Raw genomic sequence first — 16,517 nt, forward strand, 5'->3', positions numbered from 1 at the left:
CTTCTGCCATGAACGATGCCTTGATGATTCGCCCGGTTCTTTTCTCCTCGCTGCGCCTGATGGTGGTACTGGCCGCGCTGCTGGGGCTTGTCTATCCCTTCGTGACCACCACGCTGGGTGGGGCGCTGTTTCCCTTCCAGGCCGGTGGCAGCGTGCTCCATGATTCACAGGGTCGGGCGGTGGGCTCGGCACTGGTGGGTCAGTCGTTTGAAGGCGCACAATACTTCCACGGCCGGCCCTCGGCGGTCGGCAACGACCCCGTGAGTGTGGGCGGCTCCAACCTGGCGCCCGGCAATGTGGCGCTGCGCGAGCGTGCCCAACAGGAAGCAGAACGGCTTGCGGCGCGGGACGGTCTGATCATCGGCGAGATCCCGGTGGAACTGCTGGCCGCCTCGGGCTCGGGGGTTGATCCGCACATCTCACCGGCCGCGGCTCGGGTGCAGGCAGCCCGGGTCAGTCAGGCGCGGGGGCTGTCGCTGGAGTCCGTGATGCAGGCCATCGCGGCGGCGACCGAATACACGGGCTTTCCGGGTGCGCCGGTCGTTAACGTGCTGCGCCTGAATCTGGCACTGGCGGCCATGTCGCCTGCCGAGGCGAGACAGGAGATGCGATGACCCGCACTGATGATAATGACCCAACGCGTCCCGACCCGGACGCGCTGCTGACCACCGCTCGCCGCGAGGCGCGCGGTGGTCTGCGTATCTTTCTGGGCGCCGCGCCCGGCGTGGGCAAGACCTTTGCCATGCTGCGCACCGCCGGTGAGCGGGTCGCCGAGGGCGAGGACATCGTGCTTGGGGTTATCGAGTCCCACGGCCGCGAGGAGACCGAGCGCCTGTGTGTGGGCATCGAGCGCCTGGCGCTGACCACGCGGGAACATCACGGCCAGCGCTTTCGCGAGTTCGATCTGGATGCCGCCCTGGCGCGGGCACCAGGGGTGGTGCTGGTCGATGAGCTGGCCCATCGCAATATCCCCGGCGGGCGCCATGCCCGGCGTTATCAGGATATCGAGGAGCTTCTGGCGGCGGGGATCGATGTCTGGACCACCCTGAACGTGCAGCACATCGAAAGTTTGAACGACGCCGTGGCCCGTATTACCGGCATTCGCATGCGCGAAACCGTACCGGATGCGCTGATCAACCGGGCGCGGGATATCTCCCTGATCGATCTCACCCCCGATGAGCTGATCCAGCGGCTCAGGCAGGGGCGGGTCTACGTGCCCGAGCAGGCCCGCGCGGCGCTGGAAGGCTTTTTCAGCGTCACCAATCTCACGGCGCTGCGCGAGCTGGCCCTGCAGACCATGGCCGAGCGCATCGACAGCGACGTGCGCGATGCCATGGGCGCGCGCGGCGTTGCCGGGCCTTGGCCGGTGCGTCCCCGGATTCTGGTGGCGCTGTCCGGCCGGGCCGAGGACGCCACCCTGGTGCGGGCCGCCCACCGCATGGCCGAGCATCGCGGCGTGCGCTGGCGCGCGGTGCATATCGATACGGGCCGCGCCTCGCCGCTGGTGCGACTGGCGCTTGAGCGCAGTACGCAGCTGATCGAACAGCTGGGCGGTGAGGTGGTGGTGCTGCCGGGCCAGCACCGCGTGGCGGAGCTTCTGGACTATGCCCGGCGTCATAACATGACCACCCTGATGATCGGCCGGGGGCAGCCGCGCGGCTGGCGGTTCTGGCACCGCTCGCTGGGCCGGCGTCTGCTGCGTGAGGCGCGCGCGTTTGATCTGCTGGTGGTCGCCGATGACTCGCGCACCGAACGCCAGCGGCGGTCGAAACGCCCGCTCTCCCCCCTGCAGCGCCAAGAGTGGCTGCATCCGGTACTCATCATGGGCGCAAGCCTGGGGCTGGCGCTGTTGATGCATCAGGCGCTGGCGCTGGCCAATCTGTCGCTGGTCTTTCTCACCGGCGTGCTCTTGACGGCGACCCTGAGCGGCACCCGGGCGGCCATGCTCAGCGCCGTGCTCAGTGCACTGATCTACAACTTCTTTTTTACCGAGCCGCGCCTGAGCCTGGCGATGATCCAGCGTGATCAGCTGCTGACGGTCTTTTTCTTTTTTGTGGTGGCGATGATCGGCGGGCAGCTGGCAGGCCGCGCCCGGCGGCAGCTGATCGCCCTGCGCGCCAGCCGGGATCAGACCCGGCGGCTGCTGCAGTTCTCCCGCGCGCTGGCCGCCGCACCCGATCAGGACAGCGTGCGCACCACCGGCGTGACCGCGCTGGCCGACTGGCTTCAGGTGCCGGCCGTCTATCTGGCGCGCGAGGCCGGTGATGAGACGCTGCAGGTGCTGGCCGCCCACCCGGGCGGTGTGGTGCTGGACCCGGTGGCTCGTCAGGCCGCCGACTGGACCTGGCATCATCAGCGCCCCAGCGGACATGGCTCCCAGACGCTCGCCGGCCAGCGCTGGCGCTTTATCGCCCTGGTCGAGAAGGCGCGCATTCTGGGCGTGGTCGGACTGGCGCTGGGCGATCAGGAGGCACCGCCGTATGACCAGGAAGTGCTGATCGACACCCTGATCAGTCAGCTGGGCATGGCGATGGCGCGCACCCGACTGGTCAGCGATCTGGGCGCGGCGCGGCTGGCCGAGGAAAACGAGCGGCTGCGCTCGGCGCTGCTCTCCTCGGTCTCTCACGACCTGCGCACGCCGCTGGCCTCGATCATCGGCGCGGCCGGTGCACTGCGCACGCTGGATGATCAGCTCTCGCGCGAGGACAAGCAGGAGCTGCTCGACGGCGTGCTCAGCGAAAGCGAGCGGCTGGACCGCTATATTCAGAACCTTCTGGACATGACGCGGCTGGGCCACGGCACGCTCAGGATCGAACGGGACTGGGTGACGCTGTCTGATCTGGTCAATGCCGCGCTGGCACGGCTGAGTACGGCGCTCAATGGCATCACGCTGGTGCGCGACTGGCCGGAGGATCTGCCGTTGTTGTATGTCCATCCGGCGCTTTTGGAGCAGGCGCTGGTCAACGTGATCGAAAATGCCATCCGCTTCTCGCCCCCCCAGGGGCGCATTGTCATCCGCGCCGCGCGTCTGGCCGATATGCTGGTGATCCGGATCAGCGATGAAGGCCCCGGCATCCCTGAGGCGCTGCGCGAGCAGGTCTTTGACATGTTCTTCACCGGCGGCGCGGGCGACCGCGGCCGTCACGGCAGCGGCCTGGGGCTGGCCATCTGCCGCGGTATGGTGGGTGCCCACGGCGGCAGCATCAACGCCGAGGCGAGCCCGGACGGGCACGGCACCTGTATCGTGATCCATCTGCCGCTGGTAGACAGGCACGACCACGCCGACCATGACGAGCGCGAGCCCCTTGACGAGCGCCGGCCTGCTGGCGAAAAAGCACTTCCTGACCAGAGGGAGCACCCTGATGAGCGCTGATCGCCCCCGCATTCTGATCGTTGATGATGAGTTTCAGATCCGGCGCTTTCTGCGCATCAGTCTGGCCTCGCAGGGCCACGAGGTGATCGAGGCGGCCACCGGCGGCGAAGGGCTGGTGCGCGCGATCGGCGATCAGCCGGATCTGGTGCTTCTGGATCTCGGCCTGCCGGACATTGATGGCCGGGAGGTCCTTCAGGCGATTTGCTCGCAGAGTGACGTGCCGGTCATCGTGGTGTCGGTACGCGCCTCGGAGCGCGAGAAGGTGGCCTGTCTGGATGCCGGTGCCAGTGACTATGTGACCAAGCCGTTCGGCATTCAGGAGCTGCTGGCCCGCGTGCGGGCGGCGCTGCGCCAGCAGGTGGCGACCGCCGGCCCGTCTCCCTCTCGCCAGTTCCATGTCGGGGCGCTGGCGGTGGATGCCGATACGCACCGCGTTACCCTGGGGGGCGAACCGATTCGGCTGACCCCGCGGGAGTTTGCGGTGCTGACGCTTTTGGCCGAACACGCCGGACGGGTGATCACCCAGACCCAGCTGCTGCGCGAAATCTGGGGGCCGGTGCACGAGCACGATACCCACTACCTGCGCATCGTCATCAGCCGGCTGCGCCATAAGCTGGATGATGACCCCGAGCAGCCCCGCCTGATCCAGACGGAGGCCGGGGTGGGCTATCGGCTGGTGGTGCCCGGGTAGCGCCGGGTTTCCCTCTCTGGCGCGCGTGGGGATATTTGACGATGGCAGCAGGGATTACGGCCGATTCGCCAGCCTGCGGGTGTTTCGATCACAATGGCAGCTTTTCAGCGCAGGGAGGGGCCATGGAACGCCAAATCATCGACAGGCTGGCAGAACTGAGCTTTCAGAGCCGGGCGCGACTGAGCGAGCTGGCGCGCCGCGAGGAGATCACCCTGCCCACCTTTCAGCTGCGGGTGCTGTCGGTGGTGGGGCGCTTTCCCGACCAGGCCCAGCAGGCCATCCTGCAGCGCCGCGGCTGGGACAAGGGCCAGGTGGCCCGGGCGTTTCGGGAGCTTGAGCAGCAGGGGCTGATCCGGCGCTGCGGTAGCTCAACGGCCCGTCGCATTACCGAGGCGGCGCTGACGCCGGAGGGGCAGGCGCTGTTCGAGCAGCTTGAGCAGATCCGTACCGAGCTGGCCGCGACCATGATGGCCGGCTGTTCGCCGGAGGAGATCCGACACTTCGATGCGCTGCTCGAGCGGGTGCTGGACAACGTGGGCAGCGCACCCCTGGTGAACTGAGGGGCGCACACAAAAGGCGATGAGGTGTCCCTGAAAGTTGACAAAGTCAACTTTCGACGATAGGTTGCCCGCCCCGGGTCGACTTCCCCTGCCCATCACCCATCGCAAAGAGTGTGTCATGTCCCTGCGCCTGGTCCTCGGCCTGGTCGGTATGCTGCTGGCCTGTGTCGGTGCCGATATCAATGAAGAAGCCACCTCGCTGGCGCTGGCCGATATTCGCGGTGCCTACGGGTTCAGCGCGGATCAGGGCCGCTGGTTTACCACGCTCTACGCCGCCGGCGTGGCGATGGGGATGCTGGTGGCCCCCTGGCTTGCCATTACCTATTCGATGCGTCGTTTTGCGGCGGTGGCGGTGCTCGCCCTCGGGGCGCTGGGACTTTGCTTTACGGTGATTGATTCGCGCGCGCTGATACTCGCCCTGCGCTGGCTGCAGGGGCTGACCAACGGCTTTCTGATTCCGCTTCTGATGGCGGTGGCGCTGCGCTTTCTGACGCCGTCGATCAAGCTCTTTGGCCTGGCCGCCTACGGCCTGACGGCCACCTTTGCGCCCAATATCGGTGGCCCCATTGTGGTCTGGGCCCATCAGGGAATGGGTATTGGTTTCGTCTTCTGGGCAGTGGTGCCGCTGTGCGTGCTGGCCGCTGCCCTTTTGATGTACGGCCTGCCACAGGACCCGCGCCCGCCCGGGCGCTGGCGCCAGTTCGACTGGCCCGGCTGGCTGCTGGGCTGGGGCGTGTGCGCAAGCGTCGTGGTGCTCTTTACCCAGGGCGAGCGGCTGGACTGGTTCAATTCAACGCTGGTGTGCTGGCTGGCGCTGGCCAGTGCCACGCTGGCGCCGCTGTTTATCCTGCGCTGCTGCGTCGCACCGGTGCCGCTGATCCAGCCCGGGCTGGTCAAACGGGTCAACTTCGGCTTTGGCATCGCCATGCTGATGGGCGTGATTGCACTGGGCGCCTCGGCGGCCTCGCTGCCGGAGGAGTTTCTTGCCGAGGTGCAGGGCTATCGACCGCTGCAGAGCCTGCCGGTGGCGCTGGCGCTTGCCCTGCCCTCGCTTGTGATGCTGCCGCTGACGGCATTCGTGCTGAACTTCGAGCGCGTCGACAGCCGCTGGATGGTGGCGCTGGGGCTGGTGCTGATGGCGCTTTCCAGCTGGATGAACAGCTACGCCACCATCGCCTGGACGCGTGATCAGTTCTATCTCTCGCAGATACTCTTTTCGGCCGGCCAGTCGATCGTGGTGGTGAGTCTTTTGACCACGTCCACCGCCGTGATCGACCCGAAGGAAGGGCCGTTTGCCTCGGCGACGATCAATACGACCCGGGCGCTTGCCGGCCCCATCGCCGGCGGCCTTATCGGCCATGCCATGACGGTGGCCGTGGATCATCACCTGCATGCCCTGCTCGATCGCATCGGCACCATGCGCTTTTCCCTGTCCCGTGCGATGCCGCTCGGCGGTCATGATGGCGCGGCGCTGGCCTGGTCTTCAGGCCCGGTGCACGGCGAGGCCTTCCATCATCTGTTCGAGCAGCTGGAGGTACAGGCGCAGGTGATGGCCCATGCCGACATCTGGCGTGCCCTGGCGCTGGGCGCCCTGCTGCTGTTGCCGCTGTGCCTGCTGCCCAAACGTACCTTTGCGCCCCGCTTCAATCGACCCAGACCGCTTTGATTTCAAAGCCCTTTGACTCCCAAACCCCTTTTGATCCACCGAGAGTGCCATGAGTAATGCTACCGATGACGCCCGGCCGCGCTCGCGCAGGCCGCTGATCCTGACCGTTGTGATCTTGGCCATCGCCGCCGTGGCCGCCGTGCTGCTGCTCCGCCATCAGCTTGGCGGTAGTGACGTCTGGACCAACGATGCCCGTTTCGATGCCGACTATGTGGTGATCTCCCCGCAGGTGGCCGGCGATCTGGTGGCGGTGCACGTCGAGGACCACGACCGTGTCAAACGCGGCGACGCGCTGATGGATATCGATGCGCGCGACTATCAGGCGGCCGTCGATGACGCCGAGGGCCAGGTGGCGGCGGCCCGGGCCGAGCTGGCGCAGATCGAGGCGCAGCTGGCGCAGCTGCCGGCGCAGGTGCGCCGGGCCGAGGCACAAGTGGCCGAGGATGGCGCCAACGCCGATTACGCCCATGCCACCGCCGAGCGCTACCGGCGGTTGCGCCACAACGGCAACGTCTCTGATCAGAACGCGCAGCAGGCCGATGCCAACGCTCGTGCCCAGCAGGCCAAACGCCGGGCCGATCAGGCCGAGCTGGTGCGTGTGCGTCAGCAGGATGGGGTGCTCAAGGCACAAAAGGACAGCGCGCAGGCGGCGCTGGATCGGGCGCTGGCACAGCAGGAAAAGGCCCGGCTGGCACTGTCGCGTACGCACATCACCGCGCCGGTGGATGGCGTCATCGCCGAGCAGTCGGCTCGCGTGGGAGGCTGGGTCAGTGCCGGCAGCGCGCAACTGGCCATCGTGCCGGTGCAGGGCATCTACATCACCGCCCACTACCGCGAGGTGGATATCACCGATGTCGCGCCGGGGCAGCCGGTAGACATCTCGGTCGATGCCTGGCCGGATCTCAAGCTGCATGGCCATGTGAAAAGCCTGGCGCCGGCCACCGGCACCACCTTCTCACCGGTGTCGAGCAACGATACTTCCGGCAATTTCACCAAGATCGTTCAGCGCCTGCCGGTGCGCATCGCGCTTGACCCCGACCAGCCCGGCCTCGACCGGCTGCGGGTGGGGCTGTCGGTGGAGACGACGATCCATACCGAAGGGGACCGGCAGAAGGGCGCGTAGCCTGACGCCTCATCACCCAATAGCCCGGCGGATGCCGGGCTTTTTTAATGGCTGAAGATTTCAGGAGGGCGTCAGTCGAAGGCATCAAAAGCCAGATAGTCGCCTTCCTGTGTCTGGATCTCGCCGCCCAGTGCGTTGATTTCTTCGCTCACGGCCCTGAAAGGCGCCCGGCTGGCCAGCCCCGAAAGCCACGCCGCCACTTGCGGATAGGCGCCAAACCGATAGCCGGCCGCGCGGATCTGATAGAGCTCGCAGCCCATGGCAAGATCGGCAATGGTGGGATGTTCGCCACCCAGCAGCGTCGGCGGATGGTCACTGCCATGTTGTTCAAGATGCGCTTCCAGTGTGGCCAGCCCCGGCTTGAGCCCGTCCTGCAGCAGCTGCAACAGCGTGGCCTGAATCTCGCGCTTGAGCATCGGCAGCGTCATGTGCAGGTTCATGATGTGGTGGAACATGTCGAAGCGGCGCAGGTTGCCATGGTACCAGGCAAGCCACTGATCGATCTGCGCGCAGCGCACGATGTCCTGATCACCGGGGTACCAGCGCTGCGCGATTTCCCGGTCCGGCGCAGTGCGACACAGGTGGATCATGATCGCCTGACTCTCGGCCAGCTGGAGCGGCGCTTTTTTACCGTCAGCTTCGTCGCCTTCTTCATTGTCGACCACCAGCGCGGGCACGGTCTGGAAGGGGTTGATGGCGGCAAACCATTCGGTGCGGGTCTCGCCACCGGCGAAGTCGACCTCGTGGAAGTGGTACTCAAGGCCCAGCTCGCGCGCGAGAATTTCCACGGCGCGCGAGGGCTGGGAGAGGCGATGGGCGTAGAGGGTCATGGGCATGCGCTTGATCCTTGTGGGGATGATGGCGTGCCATCGAGGAAAGTCAGTAACTCACACCATTATAGATAAAGCCGGCCGACCAGCTCGGTGCGGTTGGTGACATTGAGCTTGCGGTAGAGATGATCCAGGTGGGTCTTCACCGTGGAGGGGGCGATGCCGAGCTCGCGGGCCATGGCCTTGTTGCTCAGTCCGTGTCGCACCAGCTCGGCCAGCTGGGTCTCCCGGGCGGTCAGGGCGGGCGACAGGGGCGCATGGCCTGTGTGCGACAGCTCGGGCGGGCGCTGATCGACCGCCAGCTGCATCATCTCCTGCAGCGACTGGAGTGTGGCCATCTCGTGATGGGTGAAGTGGCCGTATGCGGAGCGACGCAGCAGGGAGAGGCCGAATACGGGGCGCCCGTGGGCATGAAAGAACACTTCGGCGACATCGACCACGTCGTGCTGGGTCAGAAAGTTCTGATAGCCGCGGTTGCGGGCTTCCGACTGCAGCGCCCGAGCGTCATCAAGTGAAAGCACCTGGCGGCCGGTCTGCAGGCAGTAGCCGGGCTGGAGCGGGTCCAGATGGCGATAGCGCGTCAGGTAGTGATCATGAATCGGGCGGGCGTCGCCGGCGAGCTGGAAGTCACGCGCACTCAGGGTGTCATCGATGGTGTAAAACGCCGCCAGCGACGCCGGAACGGCGCGGGTAAAGGCGCGCAGGCAGGGCACACCCAGAACCTGAACATGAGACATGTCGGGCCGACTCCGTGTCGAACGATGTCGACAACATAGCGAGCCGGCCCGATCAGGGCAATGCCGTTTCTGCCGCAATGGTCCAGGGCCGGCCTAGCCAAGCGCGGTGACGCTCTCCGGCAGCAGTGCGCCGCCATCGACAATGATGGTCTGGCCGGTGATGTATTTGGCCAGATCGGAGCCCAGAAACAGCATGGCGTTGGCGATGTCTTCCGGGTCGCCCAGACGGCCCAGCGGAATGCCCTTCTCAAGGCTCTGGCTGTGCTCGTCATCGCCGAGATTGTCCATCGCAGGCGTTCGAATCATGCCCGGCTCGACGCCATTGATGCGAATGTTGGATCGCCCCATCTCAAGCGCCGTATTACGGATAAAGCCGTTGACCGCCGCCTTGGAGGCGGCGTAGTGGGTCAGGCCCGGATAGGCGACGCGGTTACCGGTCACCGAAGAGGTGCACAGGATCACGCCCTTGCCCTTTTGCCTGAAGGACGGCAGCAGTGCCTGGGTCATCCAGAACAGCGATTGCACGTTGACGGCAAAGGTGCGCTCGACCCGCTCCAGCGTCAGTTCTTCAAAGGGGGTCAGCGGGAAGTAGCCGGCGTTGTGCACCAGCACATCGATCGGGTCGCTTGTCTCGATCATGGCGCGAGTGCCGGCCTCGTCGGCGAGATCCACATGGCAGGCCGTGACCTGATGGCCCTTGTTGGTCAGTTTTTCGGCCACGCCCCGGGCCTGTTCGGCGTTGATGTCAGCGAGCGTTACCCGGGCGCCGGCCTGGGCGAAGCGGGTCACGATGGCCTCGCCAATGCCCTGGGCGCCGCCGGTCACCAGCACGTGGCGGCCGCTGTAGTCGATGCTGATACTCATGAGTGAGCTCCTGTCACAAAGGAGAAACGGTCGGGCATCCGCTGCCCGACCGAAAGAATACAGGCTAGGACAGCGCCTCGAAGGCCAGCGTTGGCATGTCGACGATATGCGAGCCGCCGTCGGCCATGATCATGGCACCCGTGATGATGGCGGAGGCGGGGCTGATCAGAAAGGCGCAGACCTCGGCGATCTCGTGGGCGCTGGCGGCCCGGCGCAGCGGGACATGCTGCGTCACGCGGGCGTAGGCGTCATCAAGCGACTCGTTATAGTGCGCCATCAGCGGCTGCATTTCCTCATCGGCCATCGGCGTTCGAATCCAGCCCGGGCAGACGCAGTTGACCCGAACACCTCTGGGGCCGTAGTCGCGGGCCAGCGAGCGGGTCAGACCGACGAGGGCATGCTTGGCGGTGGTATAGCCGCAGATGTCGCCGCCGGCCTGAAACGAGGCCAGTGACCCCAGCAGCACCATGGTGCCGTGTTGTTCGATCAGATGCGGCAGACACGCCCGGGCGCTGTAGAAGGCCGTGTCCAGATTCAGGCGCATCGCCTTTTGCCAGTCCTCTTCCGACATGTCGGTGGCCGCGCCCAGGTCGTGACCGCCGGCGCTGCAGATCAGGCTGTCGATACGCCCGTATGTCTCGATGATCTGCCGGCAAAAGCCGGCCCATTCGGTGGCGCTGGCGGCATCGCCGGACAGCACCAGTCCGCCGATCTCTCCGGCCAGCGCCTCGAGTGGCTCACGGCGGCGACCGATCAGGACCACGTTGTGCCCGAGCGCCGCCTGCTGGCGCGCGCAGGCTTCCCCGACGCCGGTGCCGGCGCCGGTAATGACGATGGTTCTTTTTTCAAAGGTCATCGGGATACTCCGTATTGCTCAGGCGCTGGCAATAGGAGGCCATCGGGAAGTTGGCCAGCGGTGCGTCCTCGGTATCGCCCACGCCGAAGATCTTGCCATCGCTGCGGTGGTTCTGCTCATCGATCATGACGATGCCCAGCGTCGGCACGATCTTTTCGCGCCAGATGAACAGATAGAGATCGTCGGTGATCCTGTAGTAGTGGCAGCGGTCGGTATCGCACAGGCCCTGCTCCACGCCCTTCAGGCACTGCCACGTGTAGAAGTTGGGGTTCAGGTAGGTGTGCTCATACACCTCTGTGGGGCTGTAGCGATAGAGATTGCGCACGCCGATGAGCTCATCGGTCAGGGCATGCGGACAGGCGCCGTCACTGAAGGCCCGGTTCACCGTGCCGTGGCTGATCTCGACGTTCACATCGGTCAGTGCCCGGCCGCCGAGGGCGCGTTCGTAAAGTCCGGTCTTGATGGTATCGAACGTGGGCAGGGTGCCGACGACCTGCGTATAGCTGTCGGTCAGCGTGTCCAGCACCACCGTATAGGACGTGACCGGGCGTGCCGATTCCTCCAGCCAGTCGAGCAGATAGATGCCCTGACGCAAGGAGGTCAGGCGCAGCCTGACCGCCTCGCCGTCATCGACACGCAGCGTCTGCTGGTCGATGTCCAGACGGCGGACATTACCGCTGGCGTCGTGAAGTTCGATCCTTTTGCCGCTCAGATCGGCCGAGTTATCCAGCGCGTAGGAGTCCGTCTCGAAACCCTTTTCAAGACCGGTGACCGAGATCCATTCGGAGGGAGAAGTGGTTGTTGTCATTGAAGGCTCCTGAGCTACCTGTAAAGGGGACGTTCATCCTTGCGCCGGGCGACAGCCGGCGCTATCCACCAAATGGGGGAGGCCCGGAAAACGCTGACGGACCCGGCAGGGAAAGGAAAATTTCTGGCAGGAGCAATCAAGAAAGCCGGGGCCGGCCGGCGCAGATTGAATTAGCAGGGTTTAATGCCCGCATCGATCACCAACAATAATTCCGGATACTCTCCACAGAGGTAACCCATCATGGTCGACACCACGAAAGCAGGGTCAGTGTCTCCGACCACGTCGCCCGTCCGCCAGGCCATCGGCTTCAAGACCATGATTGCCATCTGCGTGGGGACCGTGGTCGTGCAGGGCGCCATGGCCTCGGCGCTGCTGGGCTTTGGCCTCGGAGGCCTGAGCTTTCTGGCCGCCATGCTGGTCGCGGCGCTGCTGGCCGTGTGCAACGCCATGACCTTCTCGGAGCTCTCGCTGATGTATCCGCAGGCGGGGACGCTGGCCACCTATACCCAGAAGGCGATCGGCCATTTCCCCGCCATCGTGTCGGTGTTTGCCGGCTACGTCATGGTGGCGATCTTCGCGATTCCCGCCGAATTTCTGCTGGTAGATGCCCTGTTGCAGGCCCTGTTCCCCGAGACGCTGCCCTCTCATGTGGTGCCGATCATGCTGCTGGCGGCGCTGGCCGTGCTCAATATTCTGGGCACCGACGTCTTTGCCAGACTGCAGAACGTGTTCACCTTCGCCATGATCGTCGCCATCTTCCTGGTAGGCGCCACGGCGCTGGTTCAGGCGCCGTCACCGGCGGTCGCCGAGACCGCCGTCGGCATCGGCTGGGGCATTGACGGCATCGTCGATGGCAGCTTCATCGGTCTGGTGGCGCTGGCCATGTGGATGTTCGTCGGCTGCGAGTTCGTCTGTCCGATGATCAATGACATTCGCCAGCCGGAAAAGCGCATTCCGCGGGCCATGTTCCTGTCGCTGGGGATCATCTTTGTGCTGTTTTCGCTGTTCTGCCTCGGAGCCGGTCGCTACCTCTCGACCGAAACCCTGACCACCTCGCCGATGCCGTACGTCGACCTGGTCGGTGATGTGTTTGGCCGGGCCGGTCTGATCATTGCCACCGTGATGGGGATCACCGCGACCTGTAGCACGGTCAACACGGTGCTGGCCGCCGTACCGCGCATGCTCTCGGGCATGGCCGACAACGGACAGGCGTTCAGGATCATGGGCAAAATGCATCCGCGCTATAACACGCCCTGGGTCGGTATTGTCTTTCTGGCGCTGGGTGTGCTCGTGCCCTTTTTGCTGATCACGCCCGATCAGATCATCTCGCTGGTGATCGCGGCGGCGACCAGCTGGCTGCTGGCCTATATCGTGGCGCACATCGATGTGATCGTGCTGCGCCGCCGCCGGCCCGAGCATCGCCGCCCCTACCGCACGCCGTTTTACCCGCTGCCGCAGATTGTGGGGATCATCGGCATGGCCTATGTGGCCGCCAACGCCTCACCCTCACCCGCGATGACCGCCACGATCTACACGCTTCTGGGTGTGGTGCTGGGACTTGTCAGCCTGGTCGCGATCGTATGGGTCAAATTCAAAATGAAGAAGGGACTTTTCGAGCCGGATATGCGCGACTAGCGCCACCCGGGGCGGCCCCGCGCCGGCCCGCTGGCTTTCGGCGTCCGACTGTGCCGCCACGGGCCAGGGCAGGGAAAGAAAAATTTCTGGCACGAGAAAACAAGAATGCCGCGCCCGTCAGGCGCAGATTGGCACCTCAGGCCGGGATACCCCCTCGGTATCCGCCAATAATAATGCCGGATGCACTCCGTTAAGGTGACCAATCATGTCAGACACCACCAGGGCAATGCCGATGCCCTCCGTTGGCGCGCCTGCGCGGCAGGCCATCGGCTTCAGGACCATGATCGCAATCTGCGTAGGCTGCGTGGTCGTTCAGGGGGCCATGGCGTCCGCACTGATGGGCTTTGGCCTCGGGGGCCTGAGCTTTCTGGCCGCCATGCTGGTGGCGGCCTTCTTTGCGCTTTGCAACGCCATGACCTTCTCGGAACTCTCGCTGATGTATCCGCAGGCGGGCACGCTGGCCACCTATACCCAGAAGGCGATCGGCCATTTTCCCGCCATCGTGTCGGTCTTCTCGGGTTATGTGGTGGTGGCGATGTTCGGGCTGTCCGCCGAGCTGTTGCTGGTTGATGCCCTGCTGCAGGCGCTGTTTCCCGAAACGCTGCCGCCCCATCTGGTGCCCGTGCTGCTGCTGGTGAGTCTGGCTGCCCTCAATATTCTGGGCACCGATGTCTTCGCCAGACTCCAGAACGTGTTCACCTTCGCCATGATTGCCGCCATCCTGATCGTGGGCGCCACGGCCCTGATCGAGCCGCCCACTGCCGAGGTGGCGAGTGCTGCTGCGGGCATTCATCGGGGTACCGGCAGTATCGTCGATGGCAGCTTTATCGGTCTGGTGGCGCTGGCGATGTGGCTGTTTGTCGGCTGTGAGTTCATCTGTCCGATGATCAACGACATCCGCCAGCCGGAAAGACGCATTCCGCGTGCCATGTTCATGTCGCTGGGCATCATCTTCGTGCTGTTTGCGCTGTTCTGTCTGGGGGGCGGGCGCTATCTATCGGTCGAGACCCTGACCACCTCGCCCCTGCCCTACCTTGATCTGGTCGACGGTGTCTTTGGCAAGGCCGGGCTGATCATCGCCACCGTCATGGGCCTGACCGCGACCTGCAGCACGGTCAATACGGTGCTGGCCTCGGTGCCGCGCATGCTCTCGGGCATGGCCGACAACGGGCAGGCGTTCGGCATCATGGGCAAACGCCATTCACGCTATAACACGCCCTGGGTCAGCATCGTGTTTCTGGCCGCAATCGTTGCGATCCCCTTCATGCTGGTCAAGGCAGACAACATCGTCATTTTGCTGATCGGTGCCTCGACCAGCTGGCTGCTGGCCTATATCGTCGCGCATATTGATGTGATCGTGCTGCGTCGTCGTCGCCCGCATCAGCGCCGCCCGTACCGCACGCCGTTTTATCCGCTGCCGCAGGTGCTGGGCATCATCGGCATGGCCTACGTGGCCGCCAACGCCTCGCCCTCCCCTGACATGACCCCCATGGTCTACACGCTTCTGGGCGTGGTGCTGGGCATCGTCAGCCTGATTGCGCTGGTCTGGGTGAAGTTCAAAATGAAGAAGAAACTGTTCGAGCCGGACATGAGCGAATAAGAACGCGGCGTTGAGTGAATGGAAAAACGCCTGTGCCGTTACGCGGGGCGCTCCAGTGGAGCGCCCCTTTTCATGAGCTCTGTTCAGGCCGCATTGATCAGGATATCGGCGCCCTTCTCCGCCACGGCAATGGTCGGGGCATTGGTGTTGCCGCCGGGCAGGGTCGGGAAGATCGAGCAGTCGATGACCCGAAGACCGTCCACGCCATGCACCTTCAGCTCGAGATCGACGACCGAGTGTCTGGCGTCCTGTCCCATGCGGCAGGTGCCGACCGGGTGATAGGTCGTCTTGCAGTACTGGCGAATGAAGGCTTCCAGTGCCCGGCGGTTGTCATTGGCGTTCTGCGCCATCAGGTAGCGCGCCTCGGGTGGCGAGAAGATGTCATCGATGACGCCGGCCAGCGCCGGCGTGTCAAGCAGCGCCAGGCCCGCACGCAGCGAGCGCATCTGGTGTTCCAGATCCTCGGGCGCCTCGAGAAACCGGGCATCGATGGCCGCGGTCTTTGCGCCGCGCGGTCCGGTCAGGCGCACCGTGCCCCGTGAGGCCGGGCGCAGATGGCCGACCTTGAGAGTAATGCCGTGGGTGCGCCCAAGACCAATGCCGTTGGGGTCGTCCCAGGTGTCCAGCACCGGCATGAAATGGACCTGGGTGTCGGCGCGCCCCTCATCGGCGGTGTCCAGAAAGGCGCCGCCCTCCAGCACGTTGGAGGTCAAAAGCCCGCGGCGATGCAGCAGCCACTCGGCGCCGTGACGCAGTGCGCGCAGGCCCGCGTCTTCCCCGTACAGCGAGGTTTCCTCCTTGAGCGTGGCATTGATCGACATGTGCAGATGATCCTGCAGGTTGTCGCCCACCGGCAGATCCTTGAGGCACTCGATGCCCTGCTCGCTCAGGTGATGACGATGGCCGATGCCGGAGCTCATCAGAATTCTTGGCGTGCCGATCGCGCCGGCGCTGAGAATGACCTCGCGACGAGCGTGCAGCGTCATCTCACCCTTTTTGGCGTGTCGGGCCCGAATGCCCACCGCCCGGCCGCTTTCAATGATCACGCGCTCGACTTCGGTATCGGAAAGGATCGTCAGGCGCGGATCGTCACGCACGTCGCTCAGATAGGCCTTCGAGGTGCTGTAGCGCTCGCCGTTGAAGGTGGTGGTCTGGTAGTAGCCGACCCCTTCGGGGGCGTTATCGTTGAAGTCGTTGACGTAGGGCAGACCGATCTCCTGGCCGGCCCGCACGAACGTCTGGGTCAGCGGGTGGCGATAGCGGTTCTCGCTCACCCTGAGCGGGCCGTCGTTGCCGTGCAGGGGACCGGCCAGCGATTCGTTGCCTTCGCTTTTGATGAAATAAGGCAAAAGCCCCTTGTAGTCCCAGCCGGTGCACCCGTAATCACTGGCCCAGGCGTCGTAGTCGCTGCGATGTCCGCGGATATAGATCATGCCGTTGACCGAGCTGCTGCCGCCGATCAGTCGCCCCTGGGCGATGGTCATGGCGCGGTGGTTGGTCGCTTCATGCGGTGTGGTCATATAGGGCCAGGTGCGCGTCGGAATCACCCTGCCAAGGGCTCCCGGCATCCGGATCAGAAGACCGGCATCCGGGCCACCGGCCTCGATCAACAGTACCGTGGCCCGGGTGGCCTGAATCAGGCGGTGGGCGATGACGCAGCCGGCGGAGCCTGCGCCGACGATGATGTAGTCGTATGGATTCTGCATGGGGTCTCCCTGATACAGGATGGCGCGTGTGGCGCATCACCATCAGGGTAAGAACCGGGGGAGGGGCT

At 65.0% G+C, this 16,517-nt stretch carries 14 protein-coding genes; 8 read left to right on the top strand and 6 right to left on the bottom strand.

All coding sequences use genetic code 11. The features are described 5' to 3' along the window. The first annotated feature begins 8 nt into the window (after positions 1-8). From kdpC to IE123_RS07100, 6 genes are all read left to right on the top strand, one after another. A complete protein-coding gene (gene kdpC, locus IE123_RS07075) occupies positions 9-614 on the top strand; it encodes a potassium-transporting ATPase subunit KdpC (RefSeq protein WP_189516530.1) in 606 nt (201 codons plus the stop codon). After that, positions 611-3,373: an ATP-binding protein gene (locus IE123_RS07080; RefSeq protein ID WP_189516532.1), complete on the top strand. Its 2,763-nt coding sequence runs from the start codon at positions 611-613 to the stop codon at positions 3,371-3,373. The genes kdpC and IE123_RS07080 overlap by 4 nt, the downstream gene beginning before the upstream one ends. Next, positions 3,363-4,064 (top strand): response regulator, encoded by a 702-nt coding sequence (locus tag IE123_RS07085; protein WP_189516534.1) that lies wholly within the window; start codon positions 3,363-3,365, stop codon positions 4,062-4,064. The genes IE123_RS07080 and IE123_RS07085 overlap by 11 nt, the downstream gene beginning before the upstream one ends. Before the next feature lie 122 nt (positions 4,065-4,186). Then, entirely contained in the window at positions 4,187-4,624 is a 438-nt protein-coding gene (locus IE123_RS07090) for a MarR family winged helix-turn-helix transcriptional regulator (RefSeq protein ID WP_189516536.1), read from the top strand. A gap of 118 nt (positions 4,625-4,742) precedes the next feature. Further along, a complete protein-coding gene (locus IE123_RS07095; protein ID WP_189516538.1) occupies positions 4,743-6,290 on the top strand; it encodes an MFS transporter in 1,548 nt (515 codons plus the stop codon). Between the two features lie 49 nt (positions 6,291-6,339). Then, positions 6,340-7,413, top strand: a complete 1,074-nt coding sequence (locus tag IE123_RS07100) for an HlyD family secretion protein (protein WP_189516539.1) — start codon at positions 6,340-6,342, stop codon at positions 7,411-7,413. A 71-nt stretch (positions 7,414-7,484) separates the two neighbouring features. Here the strand turns inward: IE123_RS07100 and IE123_RS07105 are convergent, their stop codons facing one another. The 5 genes from IE123_RS07105 to IE123_RS07125 form a co-directional block, all read right to left on the bottom strand. Then, complete coding sequence (locus IE123_RS07105) at positions 7,485-8,249, bottom strand: glutathione S-transferase family protein (RefSeq protein ID WP_189516540.1); 765 nt, start codon at positions 8,247-8,249, stop codon at positions 7,485-7,487. Positions 8,250-8,308: 59 nt separating this feature from the next. After that, positions 8,309-8,980: a helix-turn-helix transcriptional regulator gene (locus IE123_RS07110; RefSeq protein WP_189516541.1), complete on the bottom strand. Its 672-nt coding sequence runs from the start codon at positions 8,978-8,980 to the stop codon at positions 8,309-8,311. A gap of 93 nt (positions 8,981-9,073) precedes the next feature. Continuing rightward, entirely contained in the window at positions 9,074-9,844 is a 771-nt protein-coding gene (locus IE123_RS07115; protein ID WP_189516542.1) for an SDR family oxidoreductase, read from the bottom strand. A gap of 64 nt (positions 9,845-9,908) precedes the next feature. Further along, on the bottom strand, positions 9,909-10,700 hold the full coding sequence (locus IE123_RS07120; RefSeq protein ID WP_189516543.1) for an SDR family NAD(P)-dependent oxidoreductase: 792 nt from the start codon (positions 10,698-10,700) through the stop codon (positions 9,909-9,911). Next, positions 10,690-11,508, bottom strand: a complete 819-nt coding sequence (locus IE123_RS07125) for a MoaF C-terminal domain-containing protein (protein WP_189516544.1) — start codon at positions 11,506-11,508, stop codon at positions 10,690-10,692. The genes IE123_RS07120 and IE123_RS07125 overlap by 11 nt, the downstream gene beginning before the upstream one ends. Positions 11,509-11,748: 240 nt before the next feature. Here IE123_RS07125 and IE123_RS07130 point away from each other — a divergent pair, with 240 nt between their 5' ends. Together IE123_RS07130 and IE123_RS07135 are read left to right on the top strand one after the other, a co-directional pair. Continuing rightward, positions 11,749-13,143, top strand: coding sequence for an APC family permease (locus IE123_RS07130; RefSeq protein ID WP_189516546.1), 1,395 nt, complete (start codon positions 11,749-11,751; stop codon positions 13,141-13,143). Positions 13,144-13,348: 205 nt separating this feature from the next. Beyond that, positions 13,349-14,743: an APC family permease gene (locus tag IE123_RS07135; protein ID WP_189516548.1), complete on the top strand. Its 1,395-nt coding sequence runs from the start codon at positions 13,349-13,351 to the stop codon at positions 14,741-14,743. A gap of 83 nt (positions 14,744-14,826) precedes the next feature. Here the strand turns inward: IE123_RS07135 and IE123_RS07140 are convergent, their stop codons facing one another. Further along, a complete protein-coding gene (locus IE123_RS07140; protein WP_189516550.1) occupies positions 14,827-16,449 on the bottom strand; it encodes a GMC family oxidoreductase in 1,623 nt (540 codons plus the stop codon). Positions 16,450-16,517 lie beyond the last annotated feature (68 nt).

Source organism: Kushneria pakistanensis (assembly GCF_014652795.1).
GTDB lineage: Bacteria > Pseudomonadota > Gammaproteobacteria > Pseudomonadales > Halomonadaceae > Kushneria > Kushneria pakistanensis.